15 protein-coding genes are annotated in these 18297 nt (G+C 48.9%); 3 read left to right on the top strand and 12 right to left on the bottom strand.

Annotation, left to right across the window (positions count from 1 at the left end; all coding sequences use genetic code 11):
* Positions 1-5: 5 nt before the first annotated feature.
* The 6 genes from prfB to ABXJ76_RS10535 all read right to left on the bottom strand — a co-directional run bounded on the left by prfB (position 6) and on the right by ABXJ76_RS10535 (position 6720).
* Positions 6-1104, bottom strand: a protein-coding gene (gene prfB, locus ABXJ76_RS10510; protein WP_432740419.1) for a peptide chain release factor 2 whose coding sequence is annotated in 2 segments (ribosomal slippage) — positions 6-1028 and positions 1030-1104 — 1098 coding nt in all. Because the reading frame shifts where the segments join, the coding sequence is not laid out codon by codon here.
* 151 nt (positions 1105-1255) lie between these two features.
* The gene (locus ABXJ76_RS10515; RefSeq protein WP_432740421.1) at positions 1256-1999 is read right to left on the bottom strand and encodes an SAM hydrolase/SAM-dependent halogenase family protein; all 744 of its coding nucleotides are present in this window, start codon (positions 1997-1999) and stop codon (positions 1256-1258) included.
* 6 nt (positions 2000-2005) lie between these two features.
* Positions 2006-2911, bottom strand: a complete 906-nt coding sequence (ttcA, locus tag ABXJ76_RS10520) for a tRNA 2-thiocytidine(32) synthetase TtcA (RefSeq protein WP_432740423.1) — start codon at positions 2909-2911, stop codon at positions 2006-2008.
* A gap of 72 nt (positions 2912-2983) precedes the next feature.
* Complete coding sequence (gene fabB / locus ABXJ76_RS10525; RefSeq protein WP_432740424.1) at positions 2984-4207, bottom strand: beta-ketoacyl-ACP synthase I; 1224 nt, start codon at positions 4205-4207, stop codon at positions 2984-2986.
* Positions 4208-4218: 11 nt separating this feature from the next.
* Entirely contained in the window at positions 4219-4734 is a 516-nt protein-coding gene (gene fabA, locus ABXJ76_RS10530) for a 3-hydroxyacyl-[acyl-carrier-protein] dehydratase FabA (RefSeq protein WP_432740426.1), read from the bottom strand.
* An 81-nt stretch (positions 4735-4815) separates the two neighbouring features.
* Complete coding sequence (locus ABXJ76_RS10535) at positions 4816-6720, bottom strand: transglycosylase SLT domain-containing protein (RefSeq protein ID WP_432740427.1); 1905 nt, start codon at positions 6718-6720, stop codon at positions 4816-4818.
* An 82-nt stretch (positions 6721-6802) separates the two neighbouring features.
* On the opposite strand from ABXJ76_RS10535, the gene ABXJ76_RS10540 reads away from it, so the two are divergent.
* The 3 genes from ABXJ76_RS10540 to ABXJ76_RS10550 all read left to right on the top strand — a co-directional run bounded on the left by ABXJ76_RS10540 (position 6803) and on the right by ABXJ76_RS10550 (position 10083).
* On the top strand, positions 6803-8593 hold the full coding sequence (locus ABXJ76_RS10540) for an ABC transporter ATP-binding protein (protein ID WP_432740428.1): 1791 nt from the start codon (positions 6803-6805) through the stop codon (positions 8591-8593).
* 109 nt (positions 8594-8702) lie between these two features.
* Entirely contained in the window at positions 8703-9536 is an 834-nt protein-coding gene (locus ABXJ76_RS10545; protein WP_432740429.1) for a PHP domain-containing protein, read from the top strand.
* Between the two features lie 118 nt (positions 9537-9654).
* On the top strand, positions 9655-10083 hold the full coding sequence (locus tag ABXJ76_RS10550) for a YcgN family cysteine cluster protein (RefSeq protein ID WP_432740431.1): 429 nt from the start codon (positions 9655-9657) through the stop codon (positions 10081-10083).
* A 29-nt stretch (positions 10084-10112) separates the two neighbouring features.
* Here ABXJ76_RS10550 and ABXJ76_RS10555 read toward each other — a convergent pair whose 3' ends face one another.
* The 6 genes from ABXJ76_RS10555 to birA form a co-directional block, all read right to left on the bottom strand.
* A complete protein-coding gene (locus tag ABXJ76_RS10555; protein ID WP_432740432.1) occupies positions 10113-12758 on the bottom strand; it encodes an MMPL family transporter in 2646 nt (881 codons plus the stop codon).
* Positions 12759-12775: 17 nt separating this feature from the next.
* A complete protein-coding gene (locus tag ABXJ76_RS10560) occupies positions 12776-13840 on the bottom strand; it encodes an FAD:protein FMN transferase (RefSeq protein WP_432740433.1) in 1065 nt (354 codons plus the stop codon).
* On the bottom strand, positions 13837-15129 hold the full coding sequence (gene mtaB, locus ABXJ76_RS10565) for a tRNA (N(6)-L-threonylcarbamoyladenosine(37)-C(2))-methylthiotransferase MtaB (RefSeq protein WP_432740434.1): 1293 nt from the start codon (positions 15127-15129) through the stop codon (positions 13837-13839). The genes ABXJ76_RS10560 and mtaB overlap by 4 nt, the downstream gene beginning before the upstream one ends.
* Positions 15130-16359 (bottom strand): nucleoside recognition domain-containing protein, encoded by a 1230-nt coding sequence (locus ABXJ76_RS10570; protein WP_432740436.1) that lies wholly within the window; start codon positions 16357-16359, stop codon positions 15130-15132.
* 204 nt (positions 16360-16563) lie between these two features.
* Positions 16564-17295 (bottom strand): type III pantothenate kinase, encoded by a 732-nt coding sequence (locus ABXJ76_RS10575; RefSeq protein ID WP_432740437.1) that lies wholly within the window; start codon positions 17293-17295, stop codon positions 16564-16566.
* Entirely contained in the window at positions 17292-18290 is a 999-nt protein-coding gene (gene birA / locus ABXJ76_RS10580; RefSeq protein ID WP_432740439.1) for a bifunctional biotin--[acetyl-CoA-carboxylase] ligase/biotin operon repressor BirA, read from the bottom strand. Before birA ends, ABXJ76_RS10575 begins: the two co-directional genes overlap by 4 nt.
* Positions 18291-18297 lie beyond the last annotated feature (7 nt).

The raw sequence follows: 18297 nt of genomic DNA on the forward strand, positions 1-18297 counted from the left end.
TGATTTTACAAGCCGCTCTTCAAGCTGGCCTCGATAAACTGATCCAGATCGCCATCGAGAACCGCCTGGGTGTTGCCTGTTTCCACACTGGTGCGTAAATCCTTTATCCGCGACTGATCCAGAACATAGGAACGAATCTGGCTGCCCCAGCCTATATCCGACTTGGTATCTTCCAAGGCCTGAGCTGTCTCGCTGCGCTTGCGCATTTCCAGCTCGTACAATTTCGCTTTCAATTGCTTCATCGCGGTATCGCGGTTTTTATGCTGCGAACGGTCGCTTTGGCATTGCACGACGATGCCGGTCGGGTTGTGGGTCATGCGCACGGCCGACTCGGTTTTGTTGATATGCTGACCGCCCGCGCCGCTGGCACGGTAGACATCGACCCGTATATCGGCGGGATTGATGTCGATGTCGATGTCGTCGTCGATTTCCGGCGATACGAACACCGAGGCAAACGAGGTATGACGGCGATTGCCTGAATCGAACGGCGATTTTCTGACCAAGCGATGTACGCCGGTTTCGGTGCGCAACCAGCCGAACGCATATTCGCCTTCAAATCGGATAGTCGCACTTTTGATGCCGGCCACATCGCCCGATGATTCTTCAATCAATTCGGTTTTAAAACCCTTGCGTTCGCCCCAGCGCAAATACATGCGCTCGATAATCGAAGCCCAATCCTGGGCTTCGGTGCCGCCGGAGCCGGACTGTATGTCCAAAAAGGCATTATTGGCATCCATTTGCCCGGAGAACATACGACGAAATTCCAGATCTGCGACTCTTTTTTCAAAGTACTCCAGATCGTCGACCACGGTTTCAACCGTGTCTTCATCGTCTTCTTCGACCGCCATCAGCAGCAGTTCTTCGGCATCGCCAAGGCCCCGTTCCAAATCATTAATGGTGTTAACGATGACTTCCAGTTGGCCGCGCTCTTTACCTAAAGCCTGCGCTTCTTCCGGGTTATCCCATATTTTCGGGTTTTCCAGTTCCCTTAAAACTTCGACTAAACGCTCGTTCTTAATGTCAAAGTCAAAGATACCTCCTAAGGGCATCGCCACGGCTTTTTAAGTCGGCTATTTTGTTCTTGATCGGATTTATTTCTTGCATGAGGTGTATTTAACCAATGTCAGTCGAGACCAAACGCACGGTTGAGCGCAGGCCGATGAAAATTTCAAACAGTGGGTGATTATAAACCATAAGCCGTGGCTGTTCATCCGAGTTATAGGCTTAATATCCTTGGGACAAAGAGTTAGCACAGTCATCCTCCATTAAATAACTGGAAACTGAGTTGCATACCCAGTTTCAAAGCCAGCTGTTGCTCTGAACGACCTTTATTAACCGCTATTTCGATTAAACCGCTGGAATTTTTATACCAGAAAGCCTGTTGTTCTGCGACAGCGCCGAAAGTATCGGCCTGCTTGAGCGCAAACCCGTTAATGTTTAAAATCTTGCCAGCTAATCCTTCGCGATACCGCAATCCAGTCATCGCATTGCCGTAAAAATCAAAATAAATCACTTCCGCCAAGTCGACAGGCCAAATGCTTAAATCATTCCGGTCAAATGGCTGCAATAAATTGTCGGCTGCATCGATAGCCAGCTTTGCAGCAATTGGGGCAAATAGATCCCTGCCGTGAAAACTCATCGAGCACTGTTCCGGCTTCCAGATAATTTCCGACCATTGTGCATCTTGAACCTGAACGGCGACGGTATTCAACAAGCCGTTATCCGGTCCGACAAAGGTTTGTCCGTCAGCGTATAAAACAACGGCTCTGCGGTCGCCGCCAACGCCCGGGTCGACCACGGCCAGAAAAATACTATTTACAGGAAAGCTATGGCGTAATGCCGCTAATAAGTAGGAACTTAAACGAGGATCGGCTGTCGGGGCATTACTCAGCAGATGAATAACGGGGACATTGGGCGCTGTCAGTCGTAACACCGATTCCATTTGCCCGATATAAGGGCCTGACGGCCCAAAATCGGTAAAAAGGACGATGCTGGTCATCGTCTGTTATTGCGCCAGCACATCCAAACCGGCATTCGCCACGCCAGTTCCCGACTGGCTAGCGGCATACACACCATCCCTGGCGATAAAGGTCATCACCTGCTCTTCGGCTTGTTGACTCCGCGCTAACCCGGAAAAATCGAATAACTGCGTATCGGCCAACTGCGAAGGCGCGACATTTTTAAGGCTGGTAAAAATGGTTTCCAGCCGTCCCGGAAACTGTTTATCCCAGGTTTTTAACATGACTTTCATGGCCTGGCGTTGCAAGTTTTCCTGAGAGCCGCACAAGTTGCAGGGAATAATCGGGTAGTTTTTAAATGCGGCCAGACGCTCTATGTCCTTTTCACGGGTATACGCCAGCGGTCTGATGATAATATTTTTCTTATCGTCGCTTAACAACTTCGGCGGCATCGCTTTTAATTTTCCGCCATAAAAAATATTCAGGAAAAAGGTTTCAAGAATATCGTCACGATGATGCCCCAAAGCTATTTTGGTGACATTATTAGCTTCGGCATAACCGTATAAAGTGCCGCGCCGCAAGCGTGAACACAGTCCACAAGTGGTGTTGCCCTCGGGGATAACCCGCTTGACGATGCTGTAGGTGTCTTTTTCGATAATATGATACGGCACACCCAGCGCCGCCAGATATTCCGGCAATACGTGCTCAGGAAAACCGGGCTGCTTTTGATCCAGGTTGACCGCAATCAGCTCGAATTCGACCGGTGCAGTTTTCTGCAAGTGCATCAAAATATCCAGCAGGGTGAACGAATCCTTGCCTCCGGATAAGCACACCATGACTTTGTCGCCATTTTCGATCATGTTGTAGTCGGCAATCGCATCGCCGACCGTATGCCGCAAATGTTTTTGTAATTTGTTAAATTGTATGGTGGATTTTTGCTTTGGATCTGACATGGTCAGAGATATGAAATAGTTGAGAGGAAAAGAGTACGGGGTTCGTGTATCCGAACCCCGAGAAGAATCGCGTTAGCCGTTGTAGCGCTGAAAAATGAGTGTGGCGTTGGTGCCGCCAAAACCGAAGCTGTTCGACATAATGGTGTTTAAGGTAATGTTGTCTTTACGTTCACGCACGATCGGAATGCCTGCTGCACCGGAATCTAACTGAGTGATATTAGCCGATGCGCTGAGGAAGTTTTCTTCCATCATCAACAACGAATAAATCGCCTCGTTAACGCCTGCCGCACCTAATGCATGACCTGTCAATGACTTTGTCGAACTGACTAACGGCACCTCATCCTGACCGAACACATTGCGCAAAGCTTCAAGTTCCTTGGTATCGCCGACCGGCGTACTGGTGCCATGGGCATTGATATAGTCGATCTTGCTGCCATTGATAGTCGCCATCGCCTGCTGCATACACCGCACAGCGCCTTCACCTGAGGGTTGAACCATGTCGTAACCGTCAGAGGTTGCGCCGTAACCGGTCAGTTCGGCGTAGATTTTCGCGCCGCGCGCTTTGGCATGTTCCAGTTCTTCAATCACCAAAACACCGCCGCCGCCGGAGATCACAAAACCATCTCTGGTTTCATCATAAGGCCTTGATGCAGTGGTCGGCGTGTCGTTATATTTGGAAGACAAAGCCCCCATCGCATCGAACAGCATCGACATGCTCCAATGCACTTCTTCGCCGCCACCGGCAAACACCACATCCTGCTTGCCCATCTGGATCAATTCCATCGCATGACCGATACAGTGAGCACTGGTCGCACAGGCCGAACTGATCGTGTAATTGACACCTTTAATTTTATAAGGCGTCGCCAGACAGGCGGTATTGGTGCTGGACATGCTTCTAGGCACCATATAAGGCCCGACTTTTTTAATGCCTTTTTCGCGCAAAATATCAGCCGCTTCAACAATATTTGACGTTGAAGGACCGCCGGAACCCATCACCAGGCCGGTTCTGAAATTTGACACGTCTGATTCACCTAAACCGGAATCGTCAATCGCTTGCTGCATCGCAATATAGTTGAACGCAGCGCCATCGCCCATAAAACGTTTTATTTTACGGTCGATGAATGCGTCTAAGTCAATATTGATAGGTCCGTGAACATGACTGCGGAAACCCATGTCTTTATAAACGTCTGCAAAAACGATTCCTGATCTGCCTTCTTTTAGGGAATCGACGACCTCTTTTCGGTTATTCCCTATACTGGAAACAATGCCTAAACCGGTTACTACGACTCTTTTCATCACTTGTACCTCTAAAAATCTTGCGTGGAAGTAAATAGACCAACTCGTAAATCGTTAGCCTCGTAGATCACCTTACCATCAACTTCCATAGTGGCATCAGCAATCCCCATAACCAACTTCCGCATAATCACTCTTTTTAAATTGATTCGATAAATGACTTTTTTAGCGGTGGGCAAGACTTGTCCGGTAAATTTAACTTCACCCACTCCCAAAGCACGTCCTTTACCAGGTCCGCCCATCCAGCACAGATAAAAACCGACCAACTGCCACATCGCGTCCAGACCCAAACAGCCGGGCATTACCGGATCGCCTTGGAAATGGCAGTCGAAAAACCATAAGTCAGGCGTTATATCCAGTTCGGCAACGATCTCGCCTTTTCCATAGGCGCCACCTTCATCGGTAATCAGGGTAATACGATCCATCATTAACATAGGTGGCAGAGGTAATTGCGCATTTTTCGGCCCGTACAGCTCTCCCCTGCCGGACATCAACAACTCTTCGCGAGTAAAACTATGCTGTTTCCCCATATTCTTTATATACCTTGCGTAGTTATTATTATTCTAAACTGTGCATTATCTAACAGGCATCAAAAAAAATCAGCTCAATTTTTAGCCGGGCAACACATCAAGCATCAATTCCTTCATCTTCAAGCCTTCTTTTTTCATGATTTCCTGATAAATAATGGAATGATAAAGCACAGCAGCAACATACTTCCTGGTTTCTTTAAACGGGATCGTTTCTATCCAAATATCTGCCGGCATCGCGTTAACACTCGGCAACCATCTTGCCACCCGTGCCGGTCCGGCGTTATAAGCCGCAACAGCCAAAGCAAAGTGCCCCTGAAACTGGTTGAGCAGCTTCTTATAATAATAAGCGCCGTACCTGATGTTAACATCAGAATCAAACAGACTTTGATCCGACCGCCATTGTTCCTTGAGTTCACCGGCTATTTGCATACCGGTTTTAGGCATGATTTGCATTAAGCCACGCGCGCCAACGGCTGACTCGGCATCTTTATTAAAAATACTCTCCTGCCGAATCAGGCCAAAAACAATGGATGGATCGAGATGGTTCCGAGACGCATTATTATGAATTTGATCCGAGTAATTAACCGGAAAACGCAATGCCAAATCATCCCAATAATCTGCTTTAACCAGAGTAATAATGGCAATTTGATCCCAGTGCCAAAGCTGCGCTAACTTGGCTGCAACCCTGCACCGCTCTTTACTTAATTTATTGACCGCATACCACCATTGCCGTTTAGCCTCTGCGTCCCTGTTCAGTAAATTCAGTTCATGGATCACCTTAAAATCGGTTTCGTCGGCTAAGCTTTTAAGTGCATTTTCTTCCGAAAAAATTGGCTTATTGGCAAATCGATAAGGCTTATGAACATTATCAGCCGCTAAAAAACCGTAAAAACTTCGGTCTTCAGCGGCCTTATTATATAGCGCCTGAGCCTGCGCAGAGTTGCCGATTTTATCCAGCGCTCTAGCTTGCCAATATTGCCACTTGGGATCTTGTCGTTCCTCAGTTGTCAAAGCCTCCAGCGCCTCGGTAACATGCTGCCAGTTTTGTTCCAGCAAAGCCGCCCTGACCTTCCATTCATTGACTTCCGCATCGACAACAGGCAATTGGCTTAAGCGGTAATAGGCGCCCGGATCTCGACTGTACGCCATGCCCAGCGCGAGACGGCGCTCCAAGTGCATGAAAACCGGGTTATCTATCCAAAAATCGTGTTTTCCAGCATCCCAAAGTCTGATGGCCTGACTCAAGTCAGACTTTGCCAAGCGATCTACGCCATGCGCAAAAATACGTCCGGACTGTTTATTATGCTTATTTAAAAAATGACTATCTTCTAGTAAAGCAGGCTTTTGATGAACCTGTAGCCAAACATCGGCAATATCCTGATCTGTTTTAGTCAACGACCGACGCACATATTCGGCCACCGAGACATTATCCTTGTTCAAGGCCAGTTCAAATCGCTGCCAAATCAATTCCGGCGTAAAGCTGGGCGAGTTCATTAATATCGCCCAGAGTGGATCACATTCTTGAGGCAGCGAATCTCCGGTTACCCACAAGCGCTTAGCTGCATTTAATGCCTGCTGCTGATTACCTTGATGATAAATCGCTAAACCGTATTGGCATTCAAGAGCACTATTTTGAGTGGGTTTATAATGCTGCAAAAACTCGCTCCAACGCTGATTCTTAGCAAGATAATCCAGCCATTTAAACGTCAACAACCCGGTGAAACGCGTTTCCTTATATGACGAAAAAAAATCAAGAATTTTACCGGTGTCGTGCAAATTATTTTTTAACCACAGGTATTGCAGATAAGGGTACAGAGGATAATCGATCAATGAAGCACTCAGCTCTAAAAATGCGCCAGTTTCTCCTTGGGCAATCAGCTTTTCTGCCTGTAAAAAATCATCTCTTTGTTGGCTGAGCGTATTGCCAAACACTGTGCCGGAAAACAAAAACAAACACAACAGCACTTCTCTACGCAGGTACTTCATACTTCACTCACAGTAAATATATTCCTAAAGATGGTTTCAGACAGCTATAATCAAGGACTCGCAAATAGCCCCATTAAATCCCGTGCAATCAAAACAGGCGACAAAATCTTACAACTGGAACACTATCTACCAAATTGCTTTAGAACACAAAAAAGAACTGATTGGTTCCCATTTTATCGCTATTCTGGCGACCATTGCCAGCGTTCCAGTGCCGTTACTGATGCCGCTACTGGTCGATGAAGTCCTATTGCACAAACCCGGCATTATCACTAAAACCGTTAACCTGCTGTTTCCTATAGGCTGGCAAAGCCCCATTCTGTATATCGGTGTTGTTTTGCTGATCAGCGTCGTGCTACGCATTATTGCGATTACTTTCAACATCATTCAATCCCGGCAATTTTCCTGTATTGCCAAGAACATTGTGTTTCGCATCCGTACCGACCTGATCGGGCTTTTGCAAAACATTTCCATGTCCGAATACGAAAGCCTGGGCACCGGCACCGTAGCGACCCATCTGGTCAAAGACCTGGATACCCTCGACACCTTTATCGGCACCACCGTCAGTAAACTGCTGGTCGCCGGACTGACCATTATCGGCACAGCCGTCATACTCTTATGGATGCATTGGCAACTGGGTTTATTTATCCTGCTGCTAAATCCGGTAGTCATTTATTTCACCCGCATTATCGGCTCTCGCGTTAAAGACCTTAAATCAAAAGAAAACTCCGCTTTTGAAATTTTTCAGCAATCCTTGACCGAAACCCTGGAAGCCATCCACCAAATACGCGCCAGCAACCGCGAAAAACATTATTGTCAGCAGCTGATAGAATCGGCCCGATCCGTTAAGGATTTTTCCACCGCTTTTGCCTGGAAAAGCGATGCCGCATCGCGCCTGAGTTTTCTGGTATTCCTGTTCGGCTTCGACATCTTCCGCGCCTCTGCGATGCTGATGGTGTTTTATTCCGACCTCAGCATCGGCCAAATGCTGGCGGTGTTCGGTTATCTCTGGTTCATGATGGCGCCGGTGCAGGAAATCCTCAGCATCCAATACGCCTTTTATGCCGCCAAGGCCGCTTTAATCCGCATCAACCGGCTTAACGCGCTGAAACAGGAACCGCATTACCCTCACCTTGAAAATCCGTTTTTAAACAAAAAAACCGTGTCCCTGCGCGTAGAAAACCTGCACTTTAGTTACAGCGAAGAAAAAATCCTCGACGGCATCCAACTGAAAATCAAAGCCGGTGACAAAGTGGCTTTGGTCGGAGCCAGCGGCGGCGGCAAATCAACCTTAATACAAACCCTGATCGGTCTGTACCCGCCCGACCAGGGCCAGATTTATTATGACGAAGTCGCCATCGACCGGATCGGCCTGGAAGTGGTCAGAGAAAATGTGGTCACCGTCCTGCAGCACCCTGTACTGTTCAACGACACCATCCGCGCCAACCTGACGATGGGCAAACCGGCGACAGACGCCGCCTTATGGAATGCACTGGCTATCGCGCAATTAAAAGACGTCGTAGACGATCTGCCTCAAGGACTGGACACCATCATCGGACGACTGGGCATGCGGCTTTCCGGCGGCCAACGGCAACGCGTGGCTATTGCCAGAATGATCGTCGCCGACCCCAAAGTGGTGATACTGGATGAAGCCACCTCGGCGCTGGACAGCGAAACAGAACACAAACTGCATCAGGCGCTGGCAGAATTTTTAACCGGCCGCACCACCATCATTATTGCCCATCGCCTGAGCGCCGTTAAGCAGGCCGACCATGTTTATGTTTTTGAACAAGGTAAAATCTGCGAACATGGGCAACATGAAACCTTGCTCAGCCAAAACGGCCTTTATGCAAAACTTTATGGCGAGTATCAGTGAGGCAGGTTCAAGGCGAAGAACGAAAAAACCCGCCTTCAACATGACCGCCTTTAGCCTTTAGCCTTTAGCCTTTAGCTTTTAGCCTTTTATCTTTAACCTAAAAAAATCCATGTCTGAAAAATACGACCTACATTGCCACTCGACCGCTTCAGACGGCGCATTATCGCCCACCGCATTAGTGCAACGGGCGCATGAACACGGCGTTACCTCACTGGCTTTAACCGATCATGATACCGTAGCAGGCATCGCGGAGGCCCAGACTGCTGCGATCGAGACAGGCATTCACTTAATACCCGGCATAGAGCTATCAGCCAGTTGGCAGAATAAATGTTTTCACATTGTCGGACTGGGTATTGATCCTGACTATCCGCCGTTGCGCGAGGCCACTCTCAATCTGCAAATCATGCGTACCGAACGCGCTGAAAAAATCGCGGCTAAGTTGGAGAAAAAACGCATACCCGGCGCGCTGGAAGCCGTTAAAAAAGCGGCTGGCGACGGCATGATTACCCGCAGCCATTTCGCCGATTTTCTGCTGTCGCAGTTCCATGTATCTACCCAACAGGAAGCTTTCGACCGCTATCTAGGTGCAGGCAAAGCCGCTTTTGTACCGACGACCTGGTCTGACCTGGAACTGGCGGTAAGCTGGATTACTGGGGCCGGCGGCGTAGCGGTATTGGCACATCCTTTGCGCTACAAACTGACCGCCAGCTGGATGAAACGCCTGTTAGCCGCATTCAAGGAAGTCGGCGGACTCGGTATTGAAGTCGTTACCGGCAGGTATAATGCTGATGAAATAAAAATAGTGGCCGCTTACGCAACACACTTTGAGTTGGCCGGTTCCGTTGGTTCCGATTTTCATAATCCGGCCAACCCCTGGGTAGAATTAGGGCGCATTGCGCCGTTACCTGAACATATCAAACCGGTATGGGAACTGCTTAGTTAACCCGCAAGACATACAATGAACTGCACGCATTATTCGGCCGCACAACAGGCGAAGCCTGCACGCCAGCGCACCATTTGAGCCCGGATACCTCCATAAACCAATAATAGGAACCACCCTAATGAACTTTTGGGAAACCAAGAAATTATCCGAAATGACCACCGAAGAATGGGAGTCGTTATGCGATAACTGCGGCAAATGCTGCCTGCACAAACTCGAAGACGAAGACACCGGCGACATCTACTTTACCAGTGTCGTCTGCAATCTGATTGACTTGGATACGTGCCGCTGCACTCGTTATAGCGAACGCACCCAATTAGTTCCCGAATGCCTGGACTTAAAACAACACGACTTTGCCGAATACAACTGGTTACCGGCAACCTGTGCTTACCGCTTATTAAGCGATGGTGAAGAACTTCCCGATTGGCATCCCCTGCTATCAGGAAGCCCGGAAAGCGTTCAGGACGCCGGTGTTTCAATCAGCAGCTATGCGATGAAGGAATCCGAGATCGATGATTTGGAAGACCACATTATTGAATGGCTGGAGTAATACCAACAAGCGGCATGGACAGCAGTTACCTATCCCCGAACCCTCAACACCAATTTGCTCAGCGCAGGCAGGATAACAAAGGTACTGACCATGATCCAGAATATACCCATGGTAATGATCAATCCCATGCTGGCGATACCCTGATGCGGCGAAAAGGCCAATCCGGCAAAGCTGGATGCGGTAGTCAGTGCTCCATAAAACATGGCTCTGGCGGTGCTGGATTGATAAATGTTCTGCTCCTCGGATAACGAATGGTGCAGCTTTTCGACCATGTGAATGCCGTTATCCACGCCCAGTCCAAGTAACAGCGGCAAAGCGATGATGTTGGCAAAATTAATCGGGGTGTTGGTAATAACTGCGCTTGCCATCGTAAACAACCCGGCCAGTATCAGTGGCGTCATAACCAACGCGGTATCGATAATATTGCGTCGCATGGCAAACAACAGCAGCGCGATAGTGATCAGCGCGATCACAATGGCTTGCTGAAAAGCCGCGATGACCTCTTTCATCGATTCCCAGTACATAACCGGCAAATCGGTTGTTTCAGGCGCGATGGACTGCACTTCGGTAATAAACTCTTCCAGACTGGCCAAATCGTTCAGGTCTTTTTTAGGCAATATCTGAATGCGGTACGAACCATCCTTGCTCAGCCATTTGTCTTTGATGTCGGCAGGCAGATCAACCAAGGTAATTTCTCTGGCATTGAAGCTGTCCGATAGTTCGTTCATGACACTCGGCAGCGTGCCGAGCAACGTGGTCTGAATTTTTTCGATGAACAGGCGTCGGTCAGGTTGTTGCCGCGCATCAAGCTCGATCACAATATCCTGCAGTTCTTGTTTAAAATGGGTTAACGCGGCGCGCTCATCAGCGTCGGTTTTTTCAGGCAAGAGGGTGTCGATAGTTTTTATCAGGCGGTTAATGCCGGGGATCGGATCGGTATCGGGTTTTAACGCAGGAAATCGCTGCGTCTGCGCGCCAAGCATCAGCCCCATTTCGTCAATCAAGGCCAGTTTATCCTCCTGATCGATAGGTTGAAAATCGAACAGACTGATGGTTTTATCAACCGAATGTAATGTCGAAAGTTTTTGTTGCAGAGCTTTAGCACTATGTTCATCCTTGGCCATAACGGTCAAGGTCATCGGCGTAGTTTCCTTGTCTTTCATCAAATTTTTAAACGCGATGACCGATTCGGTATTAGGGTCGCGAAGGTTAATCGGATTAAAGTCGGTCTCCACATTCAATGCCAATACGATGGAGATAACAGCGACAACAAAAGTTGCGACGGAAATCTGCTTGGCATAATGCAGTGGCAAAGTCGCCAGTTTTTCCGACAGTTTTGCCAGGCCATTCTGCTCTTTAGCCTTCTCGAATTTTGCCGGAGCCGGGAGGATTTTCAACAGCGCCGGCAACGCAATCAAGGTAATTAACAAGCAGATAAACAGACTGGTACCTGCCAACAAACCGAGTTCGGATACGCCTTTGTAATCGGTCGGTATAAAAGCATAAAGCCCGATGGATGTGGTGCCTGCACATAATAATAGCGAAGGTGCTGTACTCCTTAAAGTGCTGCGTAGCGCCAGCTCCTGGTGCACATGATGGGTCAGGTTGTCCCTATAGCGCAAACAAAAATGGATCGCATATTCAACACCTAAGCCGATATTGGATACGGCAAAAGCCACTGAAATCAGATTCAATTCTTTTACGGCAAAGGCCGCGAACGCCCCGCAAAAAAGCATGCCTAAAGCCAGCGTCATCAACGTGGCTATCGACAGCAAAATGGAACGGTAGGCAATCAATAAAATAAATAACACCAGCACAATGGAGAAAATACTGGCGGTAAATGTGCCTGTGCTCATGCCTGACAATTCATCATCTTCAAGACCGACTTCGCCGGTAATAAAAACCGACACAGCTGGCAGATTGGGGTCCTGAATTTGGACAACAGCTTGGCGAACAGACTCAATTGCAGTTTCGGCAGGACGGATTTTAGAGTAATCGAACTTGGGCGAGACGACAATAAAGCCGTTGCCGGAATGGGCTTTCTTGTCGCTAATCAACGACTCCCAGGACAGCAGCGCGTTTTCGCCATTGACTGCTTTATGTAACGCCTGAGCAACCTTGTTAATCAGCGAGGTCAGATCGATAGGTACGACTTGAGTCTGGTCTGAAGAGGTCAGTGCATCGTCAAAAATTGAAAGGAAGCCGGTCAGATTAGGTTGCTGAGCAATTCTGCCGATAAAAGGCTGAGCCAGCGACAAGTTAGTGGATAAGGTTTGCAACTCGTCAGTATCGAGATAAAGCAGGCCGTTCTGACGAAAAAAGGCGTTATCATTGGGAATATAAGCCGAGTCAAAATCATTTTTATTGGCGCTGAGCAGGCGCTGCAATCTTTTAGTAGCCGCTTTGGTCAATTCCGGCGTAGCCGATTCAACCACCAACAACAGCGTGTGCATATCCTGTGAAAAGGCTTTTTCATAATTGCGTCGGTTTTGCTGAAAAGGCGCATCGGGCGCTATCAGTTCTTCGGTATCGGTATTAATGCTTAAATGACCGACGGTATATTGCAAAGCAAAAATACTGAGTATAACCACTATCGACAACACCGCAATCGGATGACCTAGCGTCAGGTTTGCCAAATGGGAGAAAATAGCATGACTACGAGTTTTAAATGACATAACTTAGGATTCGGATATTATTGTATGGCGAGATTGCTCAAAGTATTCAACGCATTACTTCTGGATTCGGTCAATTCATCGCCTTGCAGTTGGATGAAAAGGGCGGGGATTTTTGCTGTATTCGCAGCCAGCATGCCCTCTTTCTGCCCCAAACACAGCAACATAGTAGACCAAGCATCAGCCTGTATTGGATCATCCAATAACACCGTAACGGAAACCAGATTATGGTTAACCGGCCTACCATTACGGGCATCAAGGACATGGCTATAACGCTGCCCATGGTCATCGAAATAATGCCGATAAGTACCGGATGTCATCACCGCGACTGGCGCGTCCTTGGGCATGGTAATGACTTTATGCATTACCCGTTCTTCCGGCAGCGGTCTTTCCAGAGCGATACGCCAAGGTTGGAGATCCGGTTTGTAGCCGTTGGTTTTGAGTTCGCCGCCAATCTCAACCAGATAATGAACTATGCCTTTTTGCTCCAGAACCTGGCTAAGCCGCTCCACGCTATAGCCTTGGGAAATGGACGATAAAGCAACTTTGAGGTCGGCCTGTTTTTTACGCAGATGCGTTTCATCGACCACTTCCAGCTTGTCCATGCCGATTTGTTTCAGCGTGGTTACAATGGCTGAATCCTGGGGAACTGTCGGCGCATCGCCCTGAAAGCCCCATAAATCGAACAACGGTTTGATCGTTAAATCATAGCAACCCTGACCGGCCTGATACAGGGTTTTTGCGACCTTAACCAGCGCCACGATGTCAGCGCCGACTTCTTGGCTATCGGTGTTTTCGGTGTTGTTGAAGATTTCTATGGTCGAATCGGGGCGATAATCGGACAGCAGTTTATCGATGTCCGCTAATTCGTTTTCGATACGGTCTTTAATGTCTTTAATGTCTTTAGCGTCCACCGCTGCTTCGGACCAGTAGCTGATATGGTAGGTTGTGCCCTGAGTTGAGCCCTCAAGTTTTTCAACAACAGGTTCCGAGCAGGCCGTCAGCACGCCTAAAAACAGGCAGCAAACGGGAACTAAAATCAGGCGTTGCAGGCGATTGCCTTGTCTATAATTCGATAATATCATTTTAATACCAGCTCCCCACAAACACCGCTCTCACCCACTGCCGTTACCACGCAATTAAGCGTCCTATTTTCAACTGACACGTCGCCATCAATCACACAGCCAACCCGAAGATAATTCGGCGTATAACCGAAAACCCGTTGCTTGCCATCATCCAAAACTTCGCTGTAGCCTTCCCATAATACCGGAAATTCAAGGCCTACATTATCGGCAAAAAACGTCTGCTTCATGTCGTCAGCCAGTTCATGCAACTGCCTGCTGCGCTGTTTTTTGATGTCATTGCTCAGCTGATCCGGCAAGCCGGCGGCTTTGGTTCCTTCCCGACTGGAATAGGTAAAGATATGGATATGGCCGAAACCGGTCTGTTTGATGAAGTCAAAACTGTCCCGCCATTCCTGTTCGGTTTCGCCGGGGAAGCCGACGATAATATCGGTGGTGACATTGAAGTTGGGGATTTGCGCGCGTAACTGATTGACGATAGCCGCAAACTCTTCGGTTTTACAGCGCCTTGCCATACGGCGGAGCACGGTGTCCGAGCCGCTTTGCAAAGGCAGATGCAAATGCGGCATCAGGCGCGGATTGCTAAACAGCTCGAAAAAATCGCCCGGCAATTCCCACGGTTCCAGCGAGCCTAATCTCAGTCTCGGGATGCTGGTTTCCGCCAAAATCGCTTTGATCAAAGCAGATAGATTATTGCCCAAGTCACTGCCATAGCCGCCCAAATGTACGCCGGTTAAAATGACTTCGGTGATGCCTTGCCGGTGCAGGGCATTGATTTCGTCGATGACCGCCTGCACCGGACGACTGTTTTCTTCGCCGCGCGCCACGGTGACAATGCAAAATGTGCAGCGATAGCGGCAACCGTCCTGCACTTTGACGAAAGCACGTTGCCTGCCTCGGGTGAACAGCGATATTTCTCCCGGCTCGGTGGATAAAGCCGGCATGCTGTCCATGTTCAATTCGGTTAGGGTTTTTTCGACCAGTTGATCTTTATCCTTGTTGCTGACCACCAGATCAACGCCCAGCAAAGACACGGCTTCATCTTCATTCAAGGTGGCATAACAGCCGCTGACCACGAGCTTGGCTTGCGGATTATCGCGATGAATGCGCCGTATCAGCTGGCGCGATTTTCTGGCAGCATCCTGGGTTACCGCGCAGGAATTAAGCACGATAACATGGGCCGTTTCAGCTTGCCTGGTGATTTGATGGCCGGATTTTTGAAAAGCCTGAGCCCAGGTTTCCAGCTCCGCTTCATTAAGGCGACAGCCGAGTGTTTTAAGGTGTATTAACATTTATCCAAAGAACCAGTATGCAATAAAAATGGACGCAACAATGCCCGCAAAATCCGCTATTATCCCACACGCGGCCGCATGGCGGATATGTTTGATGCCGACCGAACCAAAGTAAATCGCCAGGACATAAAAGGTGGTTTCGGTGCTGCCTTGCACGATCGACGACAAGCGCCCGGCAAACGAATCTGCACCCATGGTCTTCATGGTGTCGATCATCATCGCCCTGGCCCCGCTGCCGCTGAACGGCTTCATCAATGCGGTGGGCAGCGCATCGACAAAGCGGTCGTCGAGCATGAAGTAATGCACGATAATCCGCGCTAAATCGGCCAGCAAATCCAGCGCGCCGCTGGCTCTGAACACGCCGATCGCAACCAGCATCGCGACCAGGTAAGGGATGATGGTGGTTGCGGTATGAAAGCCTTCCTTGGCGCCTTCAATGAACGCGTCATAAGCGTTAATCTCCTTGTTGATCGCGCCGAGAATAAAGGTAATGACCAGAGAAAACAGGATGAAATTGCTGATCATCGCGGATTGCTCCAGCATCTGCTGCTGCGGCAAGCTGGAAAAATACGCCAGTATGCCGCCGACTGCCAGCGTAAAGCCGCCCAGATAGGCCAAGACAACCTTATCCAGCAGGTTGATTTTTTGCACGAAGGCGACCGCAAGCAATCCTGCCAGCGTGGACATATACGTGGCGATCAAAATCGGGATGAAGACGTCGGTAGGGTTAGCCGCCCCCAGTTGGGCGCGGTAGGTGAATATCGTCACCGGAAACAGCGTAACGCCTGAGGTGTTGATCACCAGAAACAGGATTTGCGCGTTGCTGGCGGTTTCAGGATTGGGGTTGAGCGTTTGCAATTCCTGCATCGCTTTGATGCCCAACGGCGTGGCCGCATTGTCCAGTCCCAGCGCATTGGCGGAAATATTCATCACGATGGCGCCCAAAGCCGGATGGCCTTTGGGCACATCGGGCATTAACCGGCTGAATAACGGCGTCAGACCTTGGGTTAATAAGTGGATAAAGCCGCTTTTTTCGCCGATGCGCATAATGCCCAGCCATAAGGCCAGTACGCCGGTCAGACCTAAGGCTATTTCGAAAGCCGATTTCGACAACGCAAACATGGCTTCCATGATTTGCGCAAAAACCTGTTGATCGCCCAAGAAAACCAGTTTGAACAATGCCGTGCAAAAAGCGGCCAGGAAAAAGCTTATCCAGATAATATTTAGCACGATAAATGTATTGAGTTAAGCCGAAAATAATTATGACTGAGAATGCCGTAGGCGCGAATTTATTCGCGCGATAGCTGTTAAAAAGCGCGAATAAATTCGCGCCCACACTAAATTAAGTCCTTAATTTAATAGCAGTAATGCACCGCATTGTTTAAACTCCCACATAAACAGCACAATATCACCGCCCCAGAAGGAACAAAATCTTCACGTGTGCCCTTCCAGAACACACAACAATCCTCGCAGCACCAAATCCGGGTCAACAATAGCCTCAACATTAAGCTGTCCGGCGATAAACTCGCCATCGCCGCCGGTTAAAATCAATTGGATATTTGGGGATTGTTTTGCCAGCACCAGCTCAATCAAGCCAACAGCCGCCGCTAAGGTGCCGCTGTATATTGCTGCCTCGGTATTGTTAGACAGACCGAACACATAGTTAGATTCACTAAATGGCAGCACCTCCGTTCCTAGCCCCAGCGACTTTTTCATCAGCGTCAAACCGGGGCTAATCAGGCCGCCTCGATGCCTGCCATCGCCATCGATTAAATCCACAGTAATGGCCGTTCCGCAATCGACGATACAGACCGGACGGTGATATTGTTGCCACGCTGCAACTAACGCTAACCAGCGATCAACACCCAGCTTTTCCGGCTGTTCATAAGCATTAATCACACCAAACGCCTGGGCTTGAGATTTAACTAAGATAATATCAACATCAAGCCAAAGCTCACGCGCTATCGACTGTACAAGTTCTAGCAGCTGATTTGCGCTCACGCAGGACACCACAATCCGCCTAGGACGATAACGACCCTGCCAGAGTTTAATAAGCTCATCCCGGTTAATCCGGCTATTGACCAAAGGTAATCCGGTCATGATGTGACCGGCGGTCGTAACCGCCCACTTTAACCGGGTATTGCCCATGTCAATCAGCAAATTCATTGCGCTGCAGAACCGTTAAAACTGACTTCGCCGGAAGCAAAGGTCTGCACATTGCCATCAGGGCGTTCAATCAACAACATGCCGTTATCGTCGATGCCTCGCACGATGCCTTCAAATTGTTGCTGACCGACAAACAAGGTCGCAGATTGGCCTGACAGGCAATCATAATCGCGCCATTCATCGAGATACGCTTGAATACCGGCACTTTCATACTCGGCAATGACCGGCAGCAGATGGTTTAACAGAGTGCCTGCCAACTTATTTCTGTACAACCGTTTTTGCCCGGTGATTTTAGTTAAATCGGTCCAGGCTTGAGTAATGCCTTGAGCTTCCGCTTCCGGTAAAAACAAATTCAGTCCCAGACCGATAACTGCGCTGCATGGGCCGTCAGTTTCACCCGATACTTCAACCAGGATACCGCCCAGTTTTTTACCCTGGCTGTAGATGTCATTTGGCCATTTAAGGCCGATATCAGTTACTTGATGCTGCTTTAACGCCCTGATGACCGCCACGCCGATAGCGAGACTTAAGCCTGAAATGGCGGCAGGCCCCTGCTGAAAACGCCACAGTATCGACAGGTAAATATTGCAGCCGTAAGGCGAAACCCATTGCCGCCCTCGCCTGCCTTTACCGGCTGTTTGATACTCGGCAAAACAAACAGAACCTGACAGCCCGTTATTTTGAGAGCGTTCGACTAAATAACGGTTGGTCGAGTCGATCTGATCATGGATTTCCAGCGATGAAATTAATGCGCCAGCCTGGTCGCTAATGACTGCATTGATTTTTGCCGCTAACAACAACTCCAGCGATCTTTCCAGCCGGTAACCTTTACCGCTGACTGCCGAGTGCTGCAAACCCAATTCAGCCAGACCGTTCAGCTGTTTCCAGACAGCCGAACGGCTGATACCCAAGGCAACAGCCAACCCAGTGCCGGAATGAAACTCGCCGTCAGCCAATAGGGCAAGGATTTGTTTTTGCTTATCTGAAATATTCACAAACCGC

It is taken from the genome of Methylobacter arcticus (genome assembly GCF_050917435.1).
GTDB classification, from domain to species: Bacteria; Pseudomonadota; Gammaproteobacteria; order Methylococcales; family Methylomonadaceae; genus Methylobacter_A; species Methylobacter_A titanis.